The sequence below is a fragment of the Micromonospora sp. NPDC007230 genome, from assembly GCF_042869115.1.
Taxonomy (GTDB): domain Bacteria; phylum Actinomycetota; class Actinomycetes; order Mycobacteriales; family Micromonosporaceae; genus Micromonospora.
In genome coordinates this window covers 123,088-145,448 of record NZ_JBIAFE010000003.1, presented here as the reverse complement: position 1 = coordinate 145,448, position 22,361 = coordinate 123,088, and the positions used below count along the sequence as shown (strand labels likewise).

Here is a 22,361-nt window from a genome sequence, read left to right as displayed (position 1 = left end):
GTGGGGTGTTGGTGGTGGGGGGGGGGGGGGGGGGGGCCCGGGCCGGGGGGGTCCGGTTTTCCCCCCGGCGCGGCCCCCCCCCCCCCCCAGCCCCGTCGTGGGCCTTCGCCGCCCGTGCGTTGCGGTCTTCCTCTGGTACGACCCGCTGCCGGGTTGGCCGTCGGGCCTTCTGCGCCAGTGAGCGCTTCGGGACCTTGGATAGTTTCCGGTCAGCGGTGACGGCGGCTGTCCAGGATTCGGAAGCGGCTGCTGGCCGGCACCCGCGTTTGGGGTGCCGGCCAGCGGTGTTGTTGCTTGTTCGGTTGTCGGCTGTGGTGCTTGGCTGTTTGGGTCAGCTGTTCCAGTGCTGGGCGACGAGGTCGGCGGCCTGCTGTTCCCACTGGGCGTAGGCGTCCGGGTAGGCCGACACCTGCACGGTCTGGGCGGCCTTGGTCAGCGGCATGTCCTGCCAGCCGTCGATCTGCTTCAGGCCCTTCTCGAACGCCAGGGTGGCGTACTCGGGGTTCGTGATCTGCTCCGGCGTGCCCCAACCGCTGGAGGGGCGCTGCTGGAACAGGCCCAGCGAGTCGTGGTCGTTGGCGTCGCCGAGGTGGCCGAGGTTCTCCAGCTTCGACTCCTGCAGGCTGGTGGCGATCGAGATCACCGCGGCCCGCTCCGGCAGGCCGGCCTTCTTGGTGGCGGCGATGATCGCCTTCGCGTTGGCGGTCTGCTCGTCGTTCAGGGTGATCTTCGACTGGGCGCCCTGCACACCATGCGGGATCAGCTTGCCCATGTCCGGCTTGTCAGCCTGCACCGCGGCGACGGGCTTGGCAGCCGTGGCCGGGGCATCGGCGTGGGCGGCGATGGGGCCGGCGAACACGCCACCGGTGAAAGCCAGACCAGCGACACCAAGAATGCTCTTACGCAGGATCGTGTTCATGATCAAAGCTCCATTCGGGGGTTGGCGCACCACAGCCCGATGGGGGTCGGACAGCGTGCGCAAGCACCGTCAGGCGCTCAAAAAAGGGGGGAAAAGTCTGTCGACCAGCGGCTCGCGGGGCGAGGGGGGTTCGCCTCTTCGCGGCGCCGGGACCATATCCAACGACCGGCGGCCCGCCAACATTCCGGGCCGGCCACCCCACCGCACGGGGGATTCGGTCGCGGATTCATCTGCAACGACCGGCGGCCCGCCAACATTCCGGCCTGGCCGACCCCGGCTGGCGGGGCATCGGTCGCGGGTTCGTGTGCAACGACCGGCAGCCCACCAACATTCCGGGCCTCGCCGACCCCGCCTCACCGGACATCGGCCGCGTGGCCATCTGAAACGACCGGCGGCCCATCGTCATTCCGACCCGGGCCCCGGCGACCCGGCTCGCGGGCGCCTACCTCGGCCGTGCACCCGTGTTCAACGACCCCAGGCCGCCAGAGATTCCAGGCAGAGGATGCCGACCGTCACCGCAAACCGGACATCGCCGACCACAACGTCCGGGCGGGCGGCCGCCAACCCCCGTAGATCCACTCCAGGTACCGCACGAGGCGGTATCCGGCACTCGTGACACCACCACATGCCGCACACGGAGTCGATCACCGCCCCGGGCGCAACGAACGAGGCGACACTTTCGGGGAAAGTGGCCCCTCGGGCTGCCGGAAGGCGTCACTTTCCGCGAAAGTGCGGCCCTGGGCGCACGGGTGCGGGACGAGGGCGGGCCGGTCGGGGCGGGGTGCCGGCCCCGTACGCGGGGCGCGAGCCGCGGAGGGTGGACATTCGGACGGCGCTGGACCACGACGGGGGTGTGGCACGCCGTGACGGGCGGAGGGATCAAGCCTGACCGGGCACGTGACCTGGCGCACAAACGATACGAACCGGTTCCGTATCGAAACTCGCTCGCTTACGCTCGGGCCGTTACGAGTCTGCCCCGTATCGTATTTCGACGCGGGTGAACCGGGGGGAGAACCGGGATGGAACCGCACGAGAACACCGGACACCCGAGGAGGTGGGCGATCCTGGGGGTGCTGGTGATCAGCCTCCTCGTGGTCGTCCTCGACAACACGATTCTCAACGTCGCCCTGCGTACCCTGGCCGACCCGGTGCACGGCCTCGGCGCCAGTCAGGGCGAGCTGGAGTGGGCCATCAACTCCTACACGCTGGTCTTCGCCGGTCTGCTCTTCACCTTCGGCGTCCTGGGCGACCGCCTCGGCCGCAAGCGTTTCCTGCTGGTCGGCCTGGCGCTGTTCGGACTGGCGTCGCTGCTGTCGGCGTACGCCCAGGACCCGGCGCAGCTGATCGGCGCCCGCGCCCTGATGGGTGTCGGTGGCGCGGCCATCATGCCGGTGACGCTGTCGATCATCTCCAACGTCTTCGACCCCCGGGAACGGGCCCGGGCGATCGGTGTCTGGGCCGGCGCGGTCGGCCTCGCCGTGGCGATCGGTCCGGTCCTCGGCGGCGTCCTGCTGGAGCACTACTGGTGGGGCTCGGTCTTCCTGATCAACGTGCCGGTGGTGGTGCTCGGCGTGGTGCTGGTCGCGCTGCTGGTGCCGGAGTCCCGCGACCCGAACCCGGGCCGGGTGGACCTGTTCGGCGTGCTGCTGTCCGTGGTCGGCCTGGTCGCGCTCACCTACGGCATCATCGACGGCGGCGAGCACGGCTTCGACCGACTGCCGGTCTGGGCCGCCGTCGTCGGCGGGCTGGCGGTGCTGGCCTGGTTCGTCGCTCACGAGCTGCGCAGCGACCACCCGTCGCTGGACGTCCGGCTGTTCCGGGTGCCCCGGTTCGCCGCCCCGGTGGCGCTGGTCGGGCTGGTGTTCTTCGCCGCGATGGGCGTGATGTTCTTCAACGCGTTCTACCTCCAGCTGGTCCGCGGATACAGCCCGCTGGAGACCGGTCTGCTCTTCCTGCCGTTCGCCGCGGCGCAGCTGTTCTTCGCGCCGCGCAGCGCGGCGATGGTCCGCCGCTTCGGTGGTCGGGCCGTCGCGCTGGTCGGCCTCGCGTTGACCGCGGTGGCGCTCGGCGCCTTCGTCTTCGTCGACGCGGTCACGCCGATCTGGGTCATCCTGGTCCTGACCTTCGTCCAGGGCACCGGCATGGCCAACATCATGCCCCCGGCCACGGAGTCGATCATGTCGGCGCTGCCCCGGGAGAAGGCCGGCGTCGGTTCCGCGGTCAGCAACACGATTCGCCAGGTGGCCGGTGCGCTCGGCGTGGCGGTGCTCGGCTCGGTGCTCTCCGCGGTCTACCGGGGCGACGTCGCCACGGCGCTCGACGGCCTGCCCGCCCCGGCCCGGGCGGCGGCCGAGGAGTCCATCTCCGGCGCGTACGCGGCGGCGGCGCAGCTCGGGCCTGCCGCGCCGCGGCTGATCGCCGCGGCCAACGACTCGTTCGTGTCGGCGATGCACTGGGCGGCGGGGCTCTCCGCGCTGGTTGCCGCGCTCGGCATCGTCATCGTGCTCCGCTGGATGCCGGGCCGCCCGGTGCTCGCTCCGGCCGACGCCCGAGCGGCCGCCGAACCGGAGTTGGCTGGGACCGCGTAGGTTCGGCGACAATGTCTGACATGAGTTCCACCGCCGATGCTCCGCGGTCGCCCGGGCGACCGCGGAGCATCCGCGCGGACGAGGCGATCGTGCAGGCGACCCTGGACCTGCTCGCCGAGGGCAACACGATCGAGACGCTCTCCATCGAGGCGATCGCCGCCCGCGCCGGGGTCGGCAAGGCCACCATCTACCGCCGGTGGCCCGGCAAGGACGCCCTGCTGCTCGACGCGCTGCGCACCCTCAAGGGCACCCCGCCCCAGCCGGCCGGCCACTCCGTCCGGGACGACCTGGTGCTCCTGGTCGGCGCGATCGGGCACAACGTCGATCCCCGGGCCGCGAAGATCATGCCCTGCCTGGTGCCCGAGGTGAACCGCAGCCCGGCCCACTACCGGCTCTACCAGACCATGGTCGAGCCGCGCCGGAAGCTGATGCGCCAGGTGCTCGAGCGCGGCGTACGCAGCGGGGAACTCCGCGCCGACCTGGACGTCGAGTTGGCCATGGCGTTGCTTAGCGGGCCGATGCTGATGCAGCGGATGCTGCGCTGGCAGCCGGAACTGGACGACCGGATCCTGCCGGAGCGGATCGTCGACGCCGTCCTGGACGGCCTCCGCGCCCGCTGACCGGGTCCCCTCCGCCGCATCACCCGGCACCGGCGCCGCGGCGGTGTCCGGGCCACCCGGACACCGCCGGATCGGCGAGCCGGTGGGGCATCCGCCGCACCGCCCGCCCGGCGGCTCAGCCGGCGGGGGTACGCAGCCGGTGCAGGCGGAGCGCCAACTGCACCTCCAGGGCGCGCTCCGGCTTCTGCCAGTCCGCGCCGAGCAGCTGCCCGACCCGCTCCAGCCGCTGGGTGACCGTGTTGACGTGCACGTGCAGCAGCTCCGCCGCCCGGGCCAGGCTGCCGCCCACCCCGAAGTACGCCTCCAGCGTCTTGACCAGCGCGGTGCCCCGCCGGGCGTCGTAGTCCACCACCGGCCCCACGGTCGCGGTCAGGAACCGGGCCACGTCCCGGTCGCCCGCGTCCCCGACCGCGCCCAGCAGCAGCCCGACGAACCCCAGCTCGGCCGTGCTCGCGCCCTGCCCGGCGCGGCCCAGCGCGCCCAGCGCGGTCAGGCACCGTTCCGCCTCGGCGAACGTCGTGGCCAGCGACGCCGGCCCGGTGGACGGCCCGCTCGCCCCGGCGGTCACCGGCCGGCCGGTCACCCGGGACAGGTCCCGGGCCACCGCGCGCGCCGCGCCGCCGGCGTCCTTGCCGGGCAGCATCAGCACCACCCGGCCGTCCCGCGCCGCGGCCAGCCCGCCCCGGGTCGAGGCGTACGTGGTGGCCCAGGAGAGCACCCGCTGCCGGGCCGAGCCGGTCGCGGCGATCGCGTCGTCGCCCACGGCCACCAGCACGTGCGGGGCGTCGAGGTCCACCCCGAGGCGGCGGGCCCGGCTGCGCAGCGCGTCGGTGTCCCGCAGCGGCCGGGCGATCAGGTCGTCCAGCAGTTCGCCCCGGACCCGGCCCTCGGCCTCGGCCACGGTCCGCCGGAACAGCAGCAGCAGCGCGGTCACCAGCGCCGCCCGCTCCAGGATCCGCTGGTCCGCGTCGACCAGCTCCTCGTCCGGGCGCAGCACCAGCGCGCCCAGGTTCTCCGCGCCGGCCACCACCGCGGCGTACCAGAGCGGGCCCCGGCGTACGCTGCGCCCCTCGGTCCGGGACGCGGCCACCGCCTCCACGATGTCGGCCCGGTCCGGCTCGTCGATCTCGCCCACCCGGGCCAACCGCCGCCCCTCGGCGTCCAGCGCCAGCAGCGCCCCGCCGAGCACCTCGGCGACCGCCGCCGCCACGTCCTCGATCCCGCCGCCGCGCACCACGAGGGCGGTCATCCGGTCGTGTGCGGCCGCGGCCCGCTCCACCGAGCTGCTGTGCGCCCGGATGGTGCTGTTCGCCGCCGACAGTTCCTCCAGTGCCGAGCGGGTCTCCGCGAGCAGCCGGGCGGTGTCGATCGCCACCGCCGCGTGCGCCGCGAGGGAGACCAGCAGCGACACCTCCTCCCGGGCGAACGGCCGGGCCGACCGGTTGGCCGCGTACAGCACGCCGATCACGCTCGACCCGAGCCGCAGCGGCACCCCGAGGATCGCCACCAGGCCCTCCTCGCCGACCCCGGCGTCGATCTCCCCGGTGTGGTGGAACCGCTCGTCCTCCGGATAGTTGGCCGTCACGTACGGCGTGCCGGTCTGCGCCACCAGCCCGCCCAGGCCGGCGCCCATCGGGAGCCGCAGCCGCTGGAACCGGGCCGAGATCGAGCCGTCGGTGACCCGCATGTACGTGTCGCCGCGCTCCTCGTCGTTGAGCGTCATGTACGCCACGTCGGTGCCGAGCAGGTTCCGGGCCCGGTGCACGATCGCCCGCAGGACGTCGTCCAGGTCGCGCAGCCCGGCCAGGTCGCTGGCCGTGTCGTACAGGCCGGAGAGCTCGATCTCCCGGCGGCGCCGGCGCTCCAGCAGCGCGCGGACCCGCAGCGCCACCACCTTCGCCTGCTCCAACTCGGCGAGCCGCTCGGCCGGCAGGCCGGCGGCCCGGGCCGCGACCAGCGGCCCTTCGAACTCCACTGCGGCGGCCTCCCGGGCCAGCAGCTCGAGAAACTCAACCGGCGACGACATGACCGACATTGTGCGGGGCGCCACTAGTTCGCCGTCCAGCCCCCGTCGAGGGCGATCGAGGCGCCGGTGATGAACGAGGCCGGCGGGGAGCACAGGTACGCCACCAGTTCCGCCACCTCCTCCGGCTCGATCAGCCGCTTGATCGCCGCCCGGGCCAGCATGATCTTCTCGACCACCTCGTCCTCGCCGATGCCGTGGGTGGCCGCCTGGTCGGCGATCTGGCTCTCCACCAGCGCCGTCCGCACGTACGCCGGGTTGATGCAGTTGGCGGTCACCCCGTGCGCGGCGCCCTCCAGGGCGACCACCTTCGACAACCCCTCCAGGGCGTGCTTGGCCGAGACGTACGCCGCCTTGTACGGCGAGGCGCGCAGCCCGTGCACCGAGGAGATGTTGACGATCCGTCCCCAGCCGTTGGCGTACATGTGCGGCAGCGCCCGCCGGATCAGCCGGAACGGCGCCTCCACCATCACCCGCTGGATGTACTCGAAGCGCTCGACGGGGAAGTCCTGCAGCGGTGCGACGTGCTGCAGGCCGGCGTTGTTGACCACGATGTCCACGTCGACGTCCAGCCGGTCCACCGCGGCCGGGTCGGCCAGGTCGATCCCCTCGGCGCGGCCGCCGGCCTCGGCGGCCACCGCCTTGGCTGCCTCCACGTTGCGGTCGACCACCAGCACCGCCGCGCCGGCCGCCGCCAGGCGCAGGGCGCAGGCCCGTCCGATGCCGCTGCCACCACCGGTCACCAGGGCGCTGCGACCGGAGAGGTCGACGCGTACGACGTGGGGGACCGCCACGGGTTCTGCCGTCATGGCGCAAGAAGTTACGAGCTGTGTGGCCGGGCGCACATGGCGTGCGGACACATACTCCGCCCAAGGGGTGTGTGGGTGGGCGCGACCGCGTCGCCCCGGCTGGCCCTGGCGGGCGGCGCCGTCGCCCGGCTCGTTCGCCGGCTGTGTCGGAGGCGCCTGGCAGAGTGACCGGTCGCAGGCACCGGCAGCGGGTGCGGAGCGCGACGGAGGGTGGGACGTGACGGAGACCCGAGCAGGCGCCGGACGGGCGGACGGCTCCGAGCCGGCGGTCAGCTTCCCGGCCAGCCTGTTCCGGTGGTCGGGCGCGGGCGGGTGGGTCTTCGCCCCGGTGCCGGACGCGTACGCCCCGTTCGCGGCCGGACCGTTCGGCCGGGTGCCGGTCGTCGCCACCGTGGACGGCCGCACCTGGTCGACCAGCGTCTGGCGGGATCGGCGGCACGGCTGGCTGCTGCCCGTGCCGGCGCGGATCCGGGCCGGCAAGGACGACGGCGACGTGGTCCGGGTGTCCGTCGCGATCGACCACGCGCGGATGTAGCGGGTGGTGCGTCGCCCGGCGGTTCGCCCCCGACGGCGTGTCCGCCCCGGCGGGCGTCGGAGTGGATCGGTAGGGTGTCGAACACACGTACTGCTGGCGTTCGGGGAGGAGGCGGCGTGCGGGTGCTCGGCGTCGACCCGGGGCTGACCCGGTGCGGGATCGGCGTGGTCGAGGGCGTGCCGGGGCGGCCCTGCACGCTGGTCGCCTACTACGTCGTCTACACCGATCCGGAGGACGAGCTGCCGCTGCGCCTGCTGCACCTGGACCGCTCGCTCGCCGACCTGATCGCCGAGCACCGGCCGGACGCGGTCGCCGTGGAGCGGGTGTTCAGCCAGCACAACGTCCGCACCGTGATGGGCACCGCCCAGGCGAGCGGGATCGCCGTGCTCGCCGGCGCGCGCGTCGGGCTGCCCGTGCAGACCTACACCCCCAGTGAGGTCAAGGCGGCGGTGACCGGTTCCGGTCAGGCCGACAAGGCACAGATGACCGCGATGGTCACCCGGCTGCTGCGGCTGCCCGAGCCGCCCCGGCCCGCTGACGCCGCCGACGCCCTGGCCCTGGCCATCTGCCACATCTGGCGCGGCGGGACCCGATCCAAGCTGGCCGCCGCGGCCGAGCGGGCACGACGAGGAGGAACCCGATGATCGCCAGCGTGCGCGGCACGGTGACCGCGACCGGTCCGGACCACGCCGTGGTGGAGGTGGGCGGCATCGGCCTGGCGGTGCAGTGCGCCCCCGGCACCCTCGCCGAGCTGCGGGTCGGCCAGCCGGCCCGGCTCGCCACCAGCCTGGTCGTCCGGGAGGACTCGCTCACCCTCTACGGCTTCGCCGACGACGACGCCAAGCAGCTCTTCGAGCTGCTGCAGACCGCCAGCGGGGTGGGCCCCCGGCTGGCCCAGGCGGTGCTCGCCGTGCACACCCCGGACGCGGTCCGCAAGGCCATCGCCAACGCCGACACCGCCGCGCTGACCCGGGTGCCGGGCATCGGCAAGAAGGGCGCGGAGCGCCTCGTCCTCGAACTGCGCGACCGGATCGGCCCGGTGCCGGTCGGTCCGGACGGCGCGGCCGGGGTGACCGCGGGCGCCTGGCCGGAGCAGGTGCGCCAGGCCCTGGTCGGGCTCGGTTGGACGGCCGCCCAGGCCGAGCAGGCCGTCGCCGCGGTCGCCGAGACCGTCGACGGAGCCACCCCGCCGGTGCCGGTCCTGCTCAAGCAGGCCATCCGCCTCCTGGGCCGCACCCGATGATGAGCGCGAGGAGTGAGCCGGGGTTGCGAGCCCCGCAGTCGCGAATGAAGATCAACTCATGACGGGGGAGAACCTGGTCTCGGCCTTCGTCAGCGACGCGGAACTGGACGCGGAAGCCAGCGTCCGGCCTAAGCGGCTCGACGAGTTCATCGCCCAGCACCGGGTCCGCGACCAGCTCGACCTGCTGCTCAAGGGCGCGATGCGGCGCGGCTCCCCGCCCGACCACATCCTCTTGTCGGGGCCGCCCGGCTTGGGTAAGACCACCCTGGCCAATATCGTGGCGGCCGAGCTGGGTTCGGGGATCCGGGTGACCAGCGGGCCGGCCATCGAGCGCTCCGGCGACCTGGCCGCCATCCTGACCAGCCTCGCCGAGGGCGACGTGCTGTTCATCGACGAGATCCACCGGATCGCCAAGCCGGCTGAGGAGCTGCTCTACAGCGCGATGGAGGACTTCCGGGTCGACGTGGTGGTCGGCAAGGGCCCCGGCGCGACCGCGATCCCGCTGGACGTGGAGCCGTTCACCCTGGTCGGCGCGACCACCCGTTCCGGCCTGCTCACCGGGCCGATGCGGGACCGGTTCGGCTTCGTCGCCCACCTCGACTTCTACGCCCCGGCCGACCTGGAGTCCCTGCTGCGCCGCTCGGCGCGCATTCTCGGCGTGCCGATCACCGACGAGGGCGCCGCCGAGATCGCCGGCCGGTCGCGGGGGACGCCCCGGATCGCCAACCGGCTGCTGCGCCGGGTCCGCGACTTCGCCGAGGTCCGGGCCGACGGCGTGGTCACCCGGGAGACCGCCCAGGCCGCCCTGACCGTGTACGACGTCGACGCGCTCGGGCTGGACCGGCTGGACCGGGCGGTGCTCATCGCGCTGGTCGACTCGTTCCGGGGCGGACCGGTGGGGCTCTCCACCCTCGCCGTGGCGGTGGGGGAGCAGCCCGACACGGTCGAGGAGGTCTGCGAGCCGTTCCTGGTGCGCGCGGGGCTGCTGGCGCGTACGCCGCGGGGTCGGGTCGCCACCGAGGCTGCCTGGCACCATCTGGGGCGTACGCCGCCGAATGGTACATTTGGCACCGACGCCCCGCCCGTGCCCGATCTGTTCTCCGCGCAGCCTGAAACGCCGTGATCCGAACGTGATCTGGGTCGCATTCGGTGTTCCCAGGTGCAGGGACTAGACTTCGCGCGGTCTACAGGACGTGAGAATCCGCCTCCGCTCCGGCGCCCCTTGTGCCGGTCGGGAGGCCAATGGGAAGGTCAACAACCGTGCTTTACGCAGCAGCGAGTGGCGGGGGAGCCGGCAGTCTGACGCCGATCCTCATGATCGCTCTGCTTTTCGGGGTCATGTACTTCATGATGATCCGCCCCCAGCAGAAGCGGCGCCGCGAGGCTGAGCAGATGCAGTCCGCGCTCGGCCCGGGCGACGAGGTCGTCACCATCGGTGGGCTCCACGGCACGGTCACCGCCGTCGAGGACGAGACGGTCCTGCTGGAGATCGCCCCGGGCGTGCAGACCCGGTATGCGCGCCCGGCCGTCGCCCGAGTGGTCAAGCAGGCCGAGCGCCCCGAGACGATCGAGCCGGCCGCCGAGGACGTGGAGACCGTCAAGGAGTGACCGCCGGCCCCGGACGGGGCAGCGGATTCACCCGCACAAGTGGATAGTTGGGTCGGCGCCCGGCGCCGACACGCACGGGAATTCCGGCCGGCGCCGCCGCGTCGTAACCGGGTGGCGTGTCGGCCGGCGGCGTCGACCCGTCAGAGCCGTCGGGCGGACACCCCCGGCCCGACATTCGTCGCCGCTGCTCAGCGGCGCGACCGTACAGGGAGACAGGACAGCCGTGGCACCACCTCAGGGACAGATGCGCCCCGGACGGCAGCTCGCCGTGCTCGGGCTCGTCTTCGTCGTCCTCTATCTTTTGGTGTTCTTCTCGGGCGGCGCCAGCGGTGGCTGGAAGGACCGGCTGGAGCCTCGGCTCGGCTTGGACCTGATCGGCGGCACCCGGGTGACGCTGGAGGCCACCAACAGCGTGGACGGCAAGCCCCCGACGGCCGCCAACCTCGAGGAGGCGCGCCAGATCATCGAGAACCGGGTCAACGCGTACGGCGTGGCCGAGGCCGAGGTGGTCACCGAGGGTAACCGCAACATCGTCATCTCCCTGCCCGGCCAGAACCGGGACCTGACCGATGTCGGCAGCGCCGCCGAGCTGCGCTTCCGCAAGGTCCTCAAGGCCACCGACGGCAGCGGCGCCACCGTCGCGCCGGCCCCGAGCGCCAGCGCCACCCCGGCCCCGTCGGGCAGCGCCACCCCCGCCCCGTCGGGTAGCGCCGCCCCGGCGCCGTCGGGCAGCGCCGCGCCGCAGGCGACCGCGTCGCCGAGCGCCGGTGGGCAGGGCGGCATGGTCCCGACGCCGAGCGCCAGCGCCGCCGCGCCGACCCCGTCGGCCTCGCCGAGCGCCGCCGCGCCGAGCCCGAGCGCCAGCGCCGCCCCGGTGCCGCAGAGCATCGAGGAGCAGCGCAAGGCCGTCGAGCAGAAGGTCGGCGCGGCCGCGTGGTCCGCCGCCACCGGCCTGAAGGCCCCGGCCGATGTCACGGCGGATCCGTCGCTCGCCGAGAAGCTCAAGCCGTTCGGCACCCTCGCCCCGCAGGAGATCGCGGTGCTGCCGGTCGACATGCAGTACAACGTGCCGACCATCACCTGCGCCCAGCTCGACAAGCGGCCGCCGGCGTCGATCAAGGACGAGAACCAGCAGGCGGTCGCCTGCGAGGCCGGCGCCAAGTACCTGCTGGACAAGGCCAAGGTGGTCGGCACCGACGTCAAGAACGCGTCCGCGCAGCTCGACCAGACCAGCTCCTGGGTGGTGAGCCTGAACTTCACCGGCAAGGGCCAGGAGAAGTGGACCGCGCTGACCCGTGAGTCGTTCACCAACGAGGGCCAGGCCTGCGACCAGACCGCGCTCGGCCAGGACGGCAAGTGCCGGGTCGCCGTGGTGCTGGACAACGAGATCATTTCGTCCCCGGAGATCCAGGGCGTGCTGACCGGCGACTCCCAGATCAGCGGCAGCTTCGACAGCAAGACCGCCAACCAGCTGGCCAGCCAGCTGCGCTACGGCGCGCTGCCGGTGACCTTCAACCAGGCTGAAGCGCAGAACGTCACCGCGACCCTGGGCGACAGCCACCTCAAGGCGGGCCTGCTCGCGGCCGGCATCGGCATGCTGCTGGTCATCATCTACTCGTTCTTCTACTACCGGCTGCTCGGCTCGGTCATCTTCCTGAGCCTGGTGCTCTCGGCGCTGCTGGTCTTCGGCGCGCTGGTGGTACTCGGCCGGTCGATCGGGTTCACCCTCACCCTCGCCGGCATCGCCGGCATGATCGTCTCGCTCGGTGTGGCGGCGGACTCGTTCGTCATCTACTTCGAGCGGCTCAAGGACGAGATCCGGGAGGGACGTAGCCCACGCAGCGCGGTGCCGCGGGCGTGGATCCGGGCCCGTCGGACGATCATCTCGGCGAACGCCATCACCCTGATGTCGGCCGTGGTGCTCTACCTCGTCTCGGTCGGCGCGGTGAAGGGCTTCGCCTTCGCGCTCGGCCTGGCGACCGTCCTCGACCTGGTCGTCGTCTTCCTCTTCCGTCACCCGATCATGACGATGTTCGCCCGGACCCGGGCGTTCCTGTCCCCGCGGGTCAGCGGTCTCGGCCGGGCCCTGCCGGCCCGGTCGGCCGAGCAGGCCACCGCCCGCAACCCGCGCGTCAAGGAGGCCTGAGATGGCTAAGACTGGTCTGGCGTCCCGGCTCTACCGGGGCGAGGCCGATCTCAACATCGTCGGCCGGCGCAAGCTGTGGTTCGGCGTCGCCGGTGTGCTGGTGCTGGTCGCCGTGCTCAGCTTCGCCATCCAGGGCTTCAAACTCGGCATCGAGTTCGCCGGTGGCAACTCGTTCCAGGTGCCGGCGAGCGTCGGCACCCTGGACCAGGCCGAGCAGAAGGTCAACGCGGCGCTGGCGGCCAAGGGCGGCGGCGTCGAGGTGGTCACCGCGCAGAAGGTCGGCAGCACCAGCGGCGAGTACTACGAGATGCGCACTTCGCAGCTCAGCGCCGACCAGGCCAACGCGGTCAAGACCGAGATGGCCCAGGAGTTCGGCATCAACGCCGACCAGATCAGCGGCAGCCAGGTCTCCGAGGCCTGGGGCAGCCAGGTCACCTCGCGGGCGCTGCTCGGTCTGCTGATCTTCATCGCGGTGGTGGCGGTCTACCTGGTCCTGCGCTTCGAGTGGCGGATGGCGGCCGCGGCGATCGCCTCGCTGCTGACCAACCTGGTCCTCACCGCCGGCATCTACTCGCTGGTCGGCTTCGAGGTCACCCCGTCGACGATCATCGGTTTCCTCACCATCCTGGGCTTCGCGCTCTACGACGTGGTGGTGGTCTTCGACAAGGTCCAGGAGAACACCCGCGGCATCACCGCGAACAACAACATGACCTACGGCGAGGCGTCCAACCTGGCGCTCAACCAGAGCCTCATGCGGTCGCTGAACACCTCGGTGGTCGCCCTGCTGCCGGTCGGTGGTCTGCTGTTCATCGGGGCGGGTCTGCTCGGCGCCGGCACGCTCAAGGACCTCGGTCTGGTGCTCTTCGTCGGTATGGCCGTCGCCTTCCTGACCTCGATCCTGCTGGCCACCCCGCTGCTGGTGCTGATGAAGAACCAGGATCTGCGGATCAGCGCGCACAACAAGCGGGTGCTGGCCCGGCGCGGCGCGATCGCCCGGGGCGAGGTCGCCCCGAAGGGCGCGCCGCGGGCCGTGGCGGCCGGCGACGGCGACGCCATCGACCCGGAGGCGGCGGCCCTCGCCGGCGCCGCGCCGAAGGTGGGCGCCCGGCCGGCGGGCAAGCGTCCCACCGGTGCCCGCGGCGGCCGCCCCGGGGGCGGGGGCAACCGGCCGGGCGGCGCCAAGCGCCGCTGACCGGGGCAACCTTCCGGCGGCGCGCCCGCGTCGCCGACCTGCCCGGGGACACCCGGTAGGAATCGACCGGACGGCGTCCGTCATGCTGTGCGAGCAGCATGACGGACGCCGTCGTCGTTTCGAAGGGACATGGGACGTACCGTGACGGAGACCCACACCACCGGGGTACGGGGAGACAGCGGCCCCGAGGTCGCCCAGCTGGTCGCCAGCCGGGTGCTGGACGTACCGGACTTCCCCCAGCCCGGGGTCATGTTCAAGGACCTGATGCCGCTCTTCGCCGACGGTGCCGTCTTCCGCGAGGTGATCGACGGGATCATCGCGTACCACGGGCGGGACTCGTTCGACTCCGTGGCCGGCATCGAGGCGCGTGGGTTCGTGCTCGCCGCGGCCATCGCGTACGCGTCCGGGGTGGGCGTGGTGCCGGTGCGCAAGGCCGGCAAGCTGCCCCGCGCGACGCACGCCGCCTCGTACGCGCTGGAGTACGGCGAGGCGACCCTGGAGGTGCACCAGGACGCCTTCACCGCCGGCCACCGGGTTCTGGTGGTGGACGACGTGCTCGCCACCGGCGGGACCGCCGAGGCCACCCTCGACCTGGTCGAGCGGGCCGGCGGCACGGTCGCCGGCTTCACCGTGCTGCTGGAGCTGGGGTTCCTCAAGGGCCGGGAGCGGCTCGCGCCGCGTCCGGTCCATGCCCTGCTGACCGTTTGACCCGCAGGACCGGTCGGGCCGCCCCGGCGCGGTCCGTCCGGCGGAGGGGCGGGGGACCCTGCGTACGGGTAGCATTGCCCTTTGCCGACCGGGCGGGGTGGCGGGTCGGCGCGGAACAACGCCGGCCCCCGGGCCGGTTGTACAGGACGTCGGCCGGACGGTCGGCGCATCCCGGCGAGCGGTGAGGAGGCCGGTGTCCCACGATGTCGTCCCTCCGGTGGAGGGCACGGTGCACCCGACAGGCGACGCGGACGGCTCGGTGACCGAGCGGAGCGGCAACCCGCCGGCCCGGGTGACCGGCCCCGGCGGCGGGCCTGACGCCAGGACGGACGGCGGTGCGTCGTCCGGGGCGGTCGTGGTGCCGTTGCGGACCGACGCGGGTGATCCGTCCCCCGGCGGCGGCTTCGCGCTCTCCAACGCCCCGACCGGCCGCCGGGTGCGTGCCCGGCTGGCCCGGTTCAACGCGCCGTGGCAGACCTCGCAGGTCAGCGAGGTGCTCGAGCCGCTGATCGCCACCCACCGGGAGAATCACCCGAAGGCCGACGCCCGGCTGCTCCAGCGGGCGTTCGACACCGCCGCGCGCTGGCACTCGGGTCAGTACCGCAAGTCCGGCGACCCGTACATCACCCATCCCCTGGCGGTGGCGACCATCCTGGCCAACCTCGGGATGGACACCACCACCCTGGTGGCGGCACTGCTGCACGACACGATCGAGGACACGGAATACACCCTCGACCAGATGCGCGCCGACTTCGGTCCCGAGGTCACCCTGTTGGTCGACGGCGTGACCAAGCTCGACAAGGTCAAGCTCGGCGACGCGGCCAAGGCGGAGACGATCCGCAAGATGGTCGTCGCCATGGCCAAGGACCCCCGGGTCCTGGTGATCAAGCTGGCCGACCGGCTGCACAACATGCGTACCCTCACCTTCCTGCCCCGGCCCAAGCAGGAGCAGAAGGCGAAGGAGACGCTGGAGATCCTGGCCCCCCTGGCGCACCGCCTCGGTATGAACACCATCAAGTGGGAGCTGGAGGATCTCGCCTTCGGCACGCTGTTCCCGAAGCGGTACGAGGAGATCAACCGCCTCATCGGGGAGCACCAGCCGCAGCGGGAGGCGCTGCTGCGCCAGGTGACCCAGAAGGTCGGCACCGACCTGAAGGCCGCCAAGATCAAGGCGGAGGTCACCGGGCGGCCGAAGCACCTCTACTCGATCTACCAGAAGATGATCGTGCGGGGTCGCGACTTCAACGACATCTACGACCTGGTCGGCGTGCGGATCCTGGTCGACACGGTGCGGGACTGCTACGCGGCGCTGGGGGTCATCCACGCCAACTGGCAGCCGGTGCCGGGCCGGTTCAAGGACTACATCGCCATGCCCAAGTTCAACATGTACCAGTCGTTGCACACGACGGTCATCGGGCCTACCGGCAAGCCGGTGGAGATGCAGATCCGCACGTACGCGATGCACCGGACCGCCGAGTTCGGCATCGCCGCGCACTGGAAGTACAAGGAGCACAAGGGCACCCAGATCGTCGGCCCGCCGGCGCACATCGACGAGATGACCTGGCTGCGCCAGCTGCTCGACTGGCAGCGGGAGGCGGCCGACCCGAGCGAGTTCCTCGACGCGCTCCGGTTCGACCTGTCCAGCCAGGAGGTGTACGTCTTCACCCCGAAGGGCGACGTCATCCCGCTGCCGACCGGGTCCACGCCGGTGGACTTCGCGTACGCGGTGCACACCGAGGTCGGGCACAAGTGCATCGGCGCCCGGGTCAACGGCAAGCTGGTGCCGCTGGAGTCGACGCTGTCCAACGGCGACGTGATCGAGATCTTCACTTCGAAGTCTGACACGGCCGGCCCGACCCAGGACTGGCTCGGCTTCGTCAAGAGCCCGCGCGCCCGCACCAAGATCCGCCAGTACTTCAACAAGGAGCGGCGCGAGGAGGCGATTGAGGCCGGCAAGGACTCGATCGTCAAGGCGATGCGCAAGCAGGGCATGCCGTTGCAGCGGATGCTCACCTCCGACAACCTGATGGCGATCGCCCGGGACCTGCACCTGGCCGACGTCGCCTCGCTCTACGCCGCGGTCGGCGACAGCCAGGTCTCCGCCCAGTCGGTGGTGCAGAAGCTGATGGCCACGTACGGCGGCGAGGAGGGCGCGGCCGAGGACATCGCCGAGACGGCCGTCGCCACCCGGCCGCCGCGCAGCCGGTCCAGCAGTCACGACCCGGGCGTGGTGGTCCGGGGCGTCAGCGACGTATGGATCAAGCTGGCCCGTTGCTGCACGCCGGTGCCGCCGGACGCCGTGTTCGGCTTCGTCACCCGCTCCGGCGGGGTGAGCGTGCACCGCGACGACTGCGCCAACGCCGAGGACCTCAAGGCCCAGAGCGAGCGGGTGGTCGAGGTGAACTGGAAGCTCACCTCCGCCTCGACGTTCCTGGTCGCCATCCAGGTGGAGGCGCTGGACCGGCACAAGCTGCTGGCCGACGTCACCCGGGTGCTCTCCGACGAGCGGGTCAACATCCTCTCCGCCACCGTCACCACCACCCGGGACCGGGTGGCGGTGAGTCGGTTCAGCTTCGAGATGGCCGACCCGAAGCACCTCGGGCACCTGCTGGCCGCAGTCCGCAAGGTCGACGGGGTCTTCGACGCCTACCGGGTGACGTCGGGGGCCTGAGACACCGACACACGAAAGCGCCCGCCGGCGTCAGCCGGCGGGCGCTTTCGTGTGCGTCGTACGGGGTCAGCCGCCCTGGATGTCGCTCATCGCCAGCTTGTTGATGACGACCTCCTTCTTGGGGTGGCCGCCACCGGCCTGCTGGGCGAAGGCGCCGTCGTCGCCGGCCGCCGCGACCTGCTTGACCACGTCCATGCCGCCGGTGATGGTGCCCAGCACGGTGTAGTTCGGGTCGAGCTGGGAGTCGCCGTAGACGATGAAGAACTGGCTACCGGTGCTGCCCGGCTGGCCCGAGTTGGCCATCGCGATGACGCCCTCCGGGTACGGCGGCCGCTTGTCGGTGGGCAGGTTCTCCTCGGCCAGGTTGTAGCTCGGGCCGCCGGTGCCGTCGGTCTCCCGCCAACCGTTGCCGGTCGCGCTCGGGTCGCCGCACTGCAGCACCTGGATGCCCTGGGTCACCAGCCGGTGGCACTTGGTCTTGTCGAAGAAGCCCTTGCTGGCCAGGTGGGTGAAGCTGCCGGCGGTGCAGGGCACCTTGCTCCGGTCGATCTTGGCGGTGATCGCACCCAGGTTGGTGTCGATCGTCATCGTCTGGGTGCCCTTGTTGTCCTGCTGGTTCGCGGGCAGCCCGACATCCTTGATCTGCTTGGACCGGGCATCCTTGGGCACCTCGGTGTAGGCGCACTGGGCGTAGCCCTCGGTGTTGGCAGCCGTGTTCTGCTTCTTGTCGCCGCCGAGCGAGGTGGCCAGCCAGACGGTGCCGGCGACCACGAGCACCAGCACGGCCGCGGCGCCGACGATGGCCTGCGTCTGCCGGCGCTTGCGGGCCCTGCCGGCGCGTTCGGCCATCTCCCGCTCGAGTCGGGCCCGCGCCGCCGCGCGCTGCCGCTCCCTCGTGGACGTCACGGTCACTCCTTACGGTGCTCTTCGTGCGGCGCTGCCGCTGCTGTTCGGGTGGGGCGCCGGGTCAGCCGGCGCTGGGGCTCGCCGCCGGCGCGGCGTTCGGCTCGCCGACGGTGAGGCTCTGGATCACCACGTCCGTCTTGGGCTTGACCTTGGCCCCACTCCCATTGTCCACGGTCTCCAGGGCACCGATCTTCTCCACCACGTCGAGCCCACCGGTGACCTTGCCGATGACCGGGTAGGCCGGCTTGTCCGGGTTGAAGTCCTTGAAGAAGATCAGGAACTGGCTGCCGTTGGCGCCCGGCGGGCTGGCGATCATGGCGACCGTGCCCTTCGGGTACGCCGGGGGCTCGTTCGGGGCCGGCGAGGCGGACGGGCTCGGCTCCGGGGCGGCCGGGACGTTCTCGTCGTAGAACGAGTACGTCGGGCCGCCGATGCCGGTGCCGCTCGGGTCGCCGCAGCGCAGCGCGCCCTCGGCGGTGATCTCGTGGCACTTGGTGTTGTCGTAGAACGCCTTGCCGGCCAGGAACGAGATGCTCGCCGCCGCGCACGGCGCCGCGGTGAGGTCGAGCTCGGCGGTGACCGGGGCACCCTGGTTGGTGGTGACCGTCATGCTGCGCGTGCCGGCGGTCGGCAGCCCGGTGGTGGCCGGCGTGCCGACGTCCTTGAGGTTGGTGTTGGCACCGGCGTCCTGCGGGGTCCAGGCGCAGACGTCCTCGGCGGCCTTCGGCTCCGGCTTCGAGTCGAACGCGCCGAGCGCCCAGGCCGAACCGACCACGATCAGCGCGAGCACGATCGCGGTGCCGACGCCGGCCTGGATCTGCCGGCGGCGCTTCGCGGCGGCGGCCCGCCGGGCGAGCTGCCGGTCGAGCTTGGCCCGCGCCAGTTTGCGCTGCCGGTCCCTGCTGGAAGCCACCCGTGCTCCCCTTCCTCTACCCTGGTCCTCGCCCGCGGGGGCGCCGTCCGGCCGTCCGGCGGAAGGTGCGCCACGCCACACGCCCGCCAGAGTGTACGGGTACCGGCTGGGAAAGTGGTGTACGAGGTCGGGGCAGGGGTCTATCGGACGTTTGTCGGTGGGTCCGGCGGGGCCGGTGGGACGAGTGGGTCGACGGAACCCGGTGGCCGGGGCGACTAGGCTGCTGACGGGGACGACGACTCGAACGGAAGGGGAGCGGACGTGCTCGTGGCCGGCTTTCCCGCGGACGCCTTCGGCACCAACTGCTACGTGGTGGCGACCGCGCCGGGGGAGCAGTGCGTGGTGGTCGACCCCGGCATCGGGGTGCTCGACCGGCTCGACGCCGTGCTCGCCGAGCACCGCCTGCACCCGGCCGCCGTGCTGCTCACCCACGGCCACCTCGACCACACCTTCTCCGTGGCGCCGGTCTGCGGCGCGCGGGGCATCCCCGCCTACGTCCACCCGGACGACCGGGAGTTGCTCGCCGACCCGGCGAAGGCGCTCTCCATGGACCTCACCCAGCTCTTCGGCGGTCGGCTGCCGTACGCCGAGCCGGAGGACGTGGCCGAGCTGACCGACGGCGCCACGCTCAGCCTCGCCGGCCTGGAGATCACCGTCGACCACGCGCCCGGCCATACCGGCGGGTCGGTGCTGTTCCGGCTGCCCGGCGCCGGCTCGCCCTGGGAGGCCGAGCAGATCTGCCTCTCCGGTGACGTGCTCTTCGCCGGCTCGATCGGCCGCACCGACCTGCCGGGCGGCAGCATGCCCAGCATGCTGGCCAGCCTCCGGGAGAAGGTCCTCCCGCTGGCCGACGACACCGTCGTCCTGCCCGGCCACGGCCCCGCGACCACCATCGGCCGCGAGCGCGCGAGCAACCCGTACCTCATCGAGGTGGCGGGGACCGGCGGCGCGCGCCCGGCCGCGCCCACCCGCGGCCTGTAGCCCCGGCCGCGGCCCACGCCCGCACCGCGCCGCCGGCGCGGATTCAAGGAGTACGCCATGAGCAAGCCCACGCCCATCTCCGGCTTCCCGGAGTGGACGCCAGCCCAGCGGATGATCGAGCAGTTCGTCCTCGACCGGATCCGGGCCACCTTCGAGCTGTACGGCTTCGCCCCGCTGGAGACCCGCTCGGTCGAGCCGCTGGACCAGCTCCTGCGCAAGGGGGAGACCTCCAAGGAGGTCTACGTGCTGCGCCGGCTCCAGGCCGACCCGGAGGGGGCGACCGGCGACGACGCGCTCGGCCTGCACTTCGACCTGACCGTGCCGTTCGCCCGCTACGTGCTGGAGAACGCCGGCAAGCTGCAGTTCCCGTTCCGCCGCTACCAGATCCAGAAGGTGTGGCGGGGGGAGCGGCCGCAGGAGGGGCGCTACCGCGAGTTCCTCCAGGCCGACATCGACATCGTCGACCGGGACACCCTGCCGGCCCACTACGAAGCCGAGATGCCGCTGGTGATCGGTGACGCGCTGCGCTCGCTGCCGATCCCGCCGGTGCGGATCCAGGTCAACAACCGCAAGATCTGCGAGGGCTTCTACCGGGGCATCGGGCTGACCGACCCGGAGGCGGCGCTGCGCGCGGTCGACAAGCTCGACAAGATCGGCCCGACCCGGGTGGCCGAGTTGCTGGCGCAGACCGCCGGGGCGAGCGAGGCGCAGGCCAAGGCGTGCCTGGCCCTGGCCGAGATCTCCGCGCCGGACGCCTCCTTCGCCGACGCGGTGCGCGCCCTCGGGGTGAGCGACCCACTGCTGGACGAGGGCATCGCGGAGCTGGTCGCCGTGGTGGAGACCGCCGCCGCGCACTCGCCCGGCCTCTGCGTCGCCGACCTGCGCATCGCCCGCGGCCTGGACTACTACACCGGCACGGTCTACGAGACGCAGATGATCGGCTACGAGCGGTTCGGCTCGATCTGCTCCGGCGGCCGGTACGACAACCTGGCCAGCTCCGGCACCGTCCGCTTCCCCGGGGTGGGCATCTCGATCGGGGTGACCCGCCTGCTCGGCCTGCTCTTCGGCGCCGAGGCGCTGTCGGTCTCCCGCAGCGTGCCGACCTGCGTGCTGGTCGCGGTCACCGCCGAGGACGAGCGGCCGGCGAGCAACCAGGTCGCCGAGGCGCTGCGCTCCCGGGGCGTCCCCACCGAGGTGTCGCCGAGCGCCGCCAAGTTCGGCAAGCAGATCCGGTACGCCGAGCGGCGCGGCATCCCGTACGTCTGGTTCCCCGGCGCCGAGGGCGACCAGGTGAAGGACATCCGCTCGGGCGAGCAGGTGGCCGCGGCGGCGGGCGAGTGGATGCCGCCGCGGGCGGACCTGAAGCCGCTGGTGGGACCCGCCTCGACTGGCGCCTGACGACGATTGGACCTACGGTGGCGTAAGTTACGCCACCGTAGGGAGAACGTCGTGACCGTGCTCAGCCAGACCGCCCTCCTCCACGAACTCGAATCCGTGGTCGAGAAGAACCTCGACCGCCACCTGTCGCTGGCGAAGGAGTGGTTCCCGCACGAGTACGTGCCGTGGAGCGAGGGGCGTACCTTCGACGGCCCGCTCGGCGGGGAACCGTGGGCGGAGACGGACTCCACGCTGCCTGAGGTGGCCCGGACCGCGCTGATCGTCAACCTGCTCACCGAGGACAACCTGCCCTCGTACCACCACGAGATCGCCACCCTCTTCGGGCGGGACGGCGCGTGGGGCACCTGGGTGCACCGGTGGACCGCCGAGGAGGGGCGGCACGGCACCGCCATCCGCGACTACCTCACCGTGACCCGGGCGGTCGATCCGGTGGCGCTGGAGCGGGCCCGGATGGTGCACATGTCGGCGGGTTACCACAACACGCACGGCGACGAGGTGCTGCACTCGCTGGCGTACGTCTCGTTCCAGGAGTTGGCCACCCGCATCTCGCACCGCAACACCGGTCGGGCCACCGGTGACCCGACCTGCGAGGCGCTGCTGGCCCGGGTGGCGGCCGACGAGAACCTGCACATGGTCTTCTACCGCAACCTGCTCGGCGCGGCCTTCGAGCTGGCGCCGAGCCAGGCCATGCGGGCGGTCGCCGACGTGCTGGCCGACTTCCAGATGCCGGGCGTCGGCATCGAGGGCTTCGCCCGCAAGTCGGTGGCCATCGCCTTGGCCGGCATCTACGACCTGCGCCAGCACCGGGACGAGGTGGTCGTTCCGGTGTTGCGGCAGTGGAACCTCTTCGAGGCGACCGGGCTGGACGCCGACGGCGAGGCCGCCCGCGACCAGATCGCCGCCCACCTCGACACCCTGGAGGCCCAGGCGGCCCGCTTCGAGGAGAAGCGCGCCGCCCGCGCCGCCCGTCTCACCCTCGCCCGCTGACCCGCTCCCGCCCGCTGCCCCTTCCCCGCCCGCCTCGCCCTGCCGCACCCGCCTCGCCTCAACGAGGGCGCAGTTTCCGGGAAAGAGGGGCTCATGCCGAGGGCCATGGCCACC

General features: G+C 72.4%; 19 protein-coding genes. 14 read left to right on the top strand and 5 right to left on the bottom strand.

The window, feature by feature from the left end:
* Positions 1-331: 331 nt before the first annotated feature.
* Positions 332-919, bottom strand: a complete 588-nt coding sequence (locus tag ACFYML_RS05865) for a hypothetical protein (RefSeq protein WP_387419506.1) — start codon at positions 917-919, stop codon at positions 332-334.
* 1,019 nt (positions 920-1,938) lie between these two features.
* Between ACFYML_RS05865 and ACFYML_RS05860 the strand changes: the two genes are divergently transcribed.
* Complete coding sequence (locus tag ACFYML_RS05860; protein ID WP_387419504.1) at positions 1,939-3,507, top strand: MFS transporter; 1,569 nt, start codon at positions 1,939-1,941, stop codon at positions 3,505-3,507.
* Between the two features lie 11 nt (positions 3,508-3,518).
* The gene (locus tag ACFYML_RS05855) at positions 3,519-4,127 is read left to right on the top strand and encodes a TetR/AcrR family transcriptional regulator (RefSeq protein ID WP_387280734.1); all 609 of its coding nucleotides are present in this window, start codon (positions 3,519-3,521) and stop codon (positions 4,125-4,127) included.
* Between the two features lie 115 nt (positions 4,128-4,242).
* Here the strand turns inward: ACFYML_RS05855 and ACFYML_RS05850 are convergent, their stop codons facing one another.
* Both ACFYML_RS05850 and ACFYML_RS05845 read right to left on the bottom strand, forming a co-directional pair.
* On the bottom strand, positions 4,243-6,162 hold the full coding sequence (locus ACFYML_RS05850) for a helix-turn-helix domain-containing protein (protein WP_387419503.1): 1,920 nt from the start codon (positions 6,160-6,162) through the stop codon (positions 4,243-4,245).
* A 14-nt stretch (positions 6,163-6,176) separates the two neighbouring features.
* Complete coding sequence (locus ACFYML_RS05845; protein ID WP_387419502.1) at positions 6,177-6,959, bottom strand: 3-hydroxybutyrate dehydrogenase; 783 nt, start codon at positions 6,957-6,959, stop codon at positions 6,177-6,179.
* A 217-nt stretch (positions 6,960-7,176) separates the two neighbouring features.
* On the opposite strand from ACFYML_RS05845, the gene ACFYML_RS05840 reads away from it, so the two are divergent.
* The 9 genes from ACFYML_RS05840 to ACFYML_RS05800 all read left to right on the top strand — a co-directional run bounded on the left by ACFYML_RS05840 (position 7,177) and on the right by ACFYML_RS05800 (position 17,062).
* Positions 7,177-7,494, top strand: coding sequence for a DUF1905 domain-containing protein (locus tag ACFYML_RS05840; protein ID WP_387419501.1), 318 nt, complete (start codon positions 7,177-7,179; stop codon positions 7,492-7,494).
* A 116-nt stretch (positions 7,495-7,610) separates the two neighbouring features.
* Positions 7,611-8,138, top strand: a complete 528-nt coding sequence (gene ruvC, locus ACFYML_RS05835) for a crossover junction endodeoxyribonuclease RuvC (RefSeq protein ID WP_387419500.1) — start codon at positions 7,611-7,613, stop codon at positions 8,136-8,138.
* Complete coding sequence (ruvA, locus tag ACFYML_RS05830) at positions 8,135-8,737, top strand: Holliday junction branch migration protein RuvA (RefSeq protein WP_073835740.1); 603 nt, start codon at positions 8,135-8,137, stop codon at positions 8,735-8,737. Before ruvC ends, ruvA begins: the two co-directional genes overlap by 4 nt.
* A gap of 58 nt (positions 8,738-8,795) precedes the next feature.
* The gene (gene ruvB, locus ACFYML_RS05825) at positions 8,796-9,860 is read left to right on the top strand and encodes a Holliday junction branch migration DNA helicase RuvB (RefSeq protein ID WP_387419499.1); all 1,065 of its coding nucleotides are present in this window, start codon (positions 8,796-8,798) and stop codon (positions 9,858-9,860) included.
* Between the two features lie 137 nt (positions 9,861-9,997).
* A complete protein-coding gene (gene yajC, locus ACFYML_RS05820) occupies positions 9,998-10,345 on the top strand; it encodes a preprotein translocase subunit YajC (protein ID WP_357447685.1) in 348 nt (115 codons plus the stop codon).
* A gap of 223 nt (positions 10,346-10,568) precedes the next feature.
* A complete protein-coding gene (gene secD, locus ACFYML_RS05815) occupies positions 10,569-12,491 on the top strand; it encodes a protein translocase subunit SecD (protein WP_387419498.1) in 1,923 nt (640 codons plus the stop codon).
* Position 12,492: 1 nt separating this feature from the next.
* Positions 12,493-13,683 carry a protein translocase subunit SecF gene (gene secF, locus ACFYML_RS05810; RefSeq protein ID WP_387419497.1) on the top strand — a complete coding sequence of 397 codons (1,191 nt, stop codon included), beginning with the start codon at positions 12,493-12,495 and terminating at the stop codon, positions 13,681-13,683.
* 141 nt (positions 13,684-13,824) lie between these two features.
* Positions 13,825-14,391, top strand: coding sequence for an adenine phosphoribosyltransferase (locus ACFYML_RS05805; protein WP_073835843.1), 567 nt, complete (start codon positions 13,825-13,827; stop codon positions 14,389-14,391).
* A 217-nt stretch (positions 14,392-14,608) separates the two neighbouring features.
* A complete protein-coding gene (locus ACFYML_RS05800) occupies positions 14,609-17,062 on the top strand; it encodes a RelA/SpoT family protein (protein WP_387419726.1) in 2,454 nt (817 codons plus the stop codon).
* Between the two features lie 66 nt (positions 17,063-17,128).
* Here ACFYML_RS05800 and ACFYML_RS05795 read toward each other — a convergent pair whose 3' ends face one another.
* Positions 17,129-17,968 carry a peptidylprolyl isomerase gene (locus ACFYML_RS05795; RefSeq protein ID WP_387419496.1) on the bottom strand — a complete coding sequence of 280 codons (840 nt, stop codon included), beginning with the start codon at positions 17,966-17,968 and terminating at the stop codon, positions 17,129-17,131.
* Between the two features lie 61 nt (positions 17,969-18,029).
* A complete protein-coding gene (locus ACFYML_RS05790; RefSeq protein WP_387419495.1) occupies positions 18,030-18,881 on the bottom strand; it encodes a peptidylprolyl isomerase in 852 nt (283 codons plus the stop codon).
* A 261-nt stretch (positions 18,882-19,142) separates the two neighbouring features.
* On the opposite strand from ACFYML_RS05790, the gene ACFYML_RS05785 reads away from it, so the two are divergent.
* From ACFYML_RS05785 to ACFYML_RS05775, 3 genes are read left to right on the top strand one after another with little or no spacing between them, the layout of a single operon-like run.
* Positions 19,143-19,862 (top strand): MBL fold metallo-hydrolase, encoded by a 720-nt coding sequence (locus tag ACFYML_RS05785; protein ID WP_387419494.1) that lies wholly within the window; start codon positions 19,143-19,145, stop codon positions 19,860-19,862.
* A gap of 57 nt (positions 19,863-19,919) precedes the next feature.
* Positions 19,920-21,260, top strand: coding sequence for a histidine--tRNA ligase (hisS, locus tag ACFYML_RS05780; protein ID WP_387419493.1), 1,341 nt, complete (start codon positions 19,920-19,922; stop codon positions 21,258-21,260).
* 51 nt (positions 21,261-21,311) lie between these two features.
* A complete protein-coding gene (locus tag ACFYML_RS05775) occupies positions 21,312-22,247 on the top strand; it encodes an acyl-ACP desaturase (RefSeq protein ID WP_387419492.1) in 936 nt (311 codons plus the stop codon).
* Positions 22,248-22,361: the final 114 nt, after the last annotated feature.

Coding starts and splice junctions, on each gene's coding strand:
- ACFYML_RS05865 (WP_387419506.1), bottom strand. CDS start 919: ATGAACACGATCCTGCGTAAGAGCATTCTTGGTGTCGCTGGTCTGGCT.
- ACFYML_RS05860 (WP_387419504.1), top strand. CDS start 1,939: ATGGAACCGCACGAGAACACCGGACACCCGAGGAGGTGGGCGATCCTG.
- ACFYML_RS05855 (WP_387280734.1), top strand. CDS start 3,519: ATGTCTGACATGAGTTCCACCGCCGATGCTCCGCGGTCGCCCGGGCGA.
- ACFYML_RS05850 (WP_387419503.1), bottom strand. CDS start 6,162: ATGTCGGTCATGTCGTCGCCGGTTGAGTTTCTCGAGCTGCTGGCCCGG.
- ACFYML_RS05845 (WP_387419502.1), bottom strand. CDS start 6,959: ATGACGGCAGAACCCGTGGCGGTCCCCCACGTCGTACGCGTCGACCTC.
- ruvA (WP_073835740.1), top strand. CDS start 8,135: ATGATCGCCAGCGTGCGCGGCACGGTGACCGCGACCGGTCCGGACCAC.
- ruvB (WP_387419499.1), top strand. CDS start 8,796: ATGACGGGGGAGAACCTGGTCTCGGCCTTCGTCAGCGACGCGGAACTG.
- secF (WP_387419497.1), top strand. CDS start 12,493: ATGGCTAAGACTGGTCTGGCGTCCCGGCTCTACCGGGGCGAGGCCGAT.
- hisS (WP_387419493.1), top strand. CDS start 19,920: ATGAGCAAGCCCACGCCCATCTCCGGCTTCCCGGAGTGGACGCCAGCC.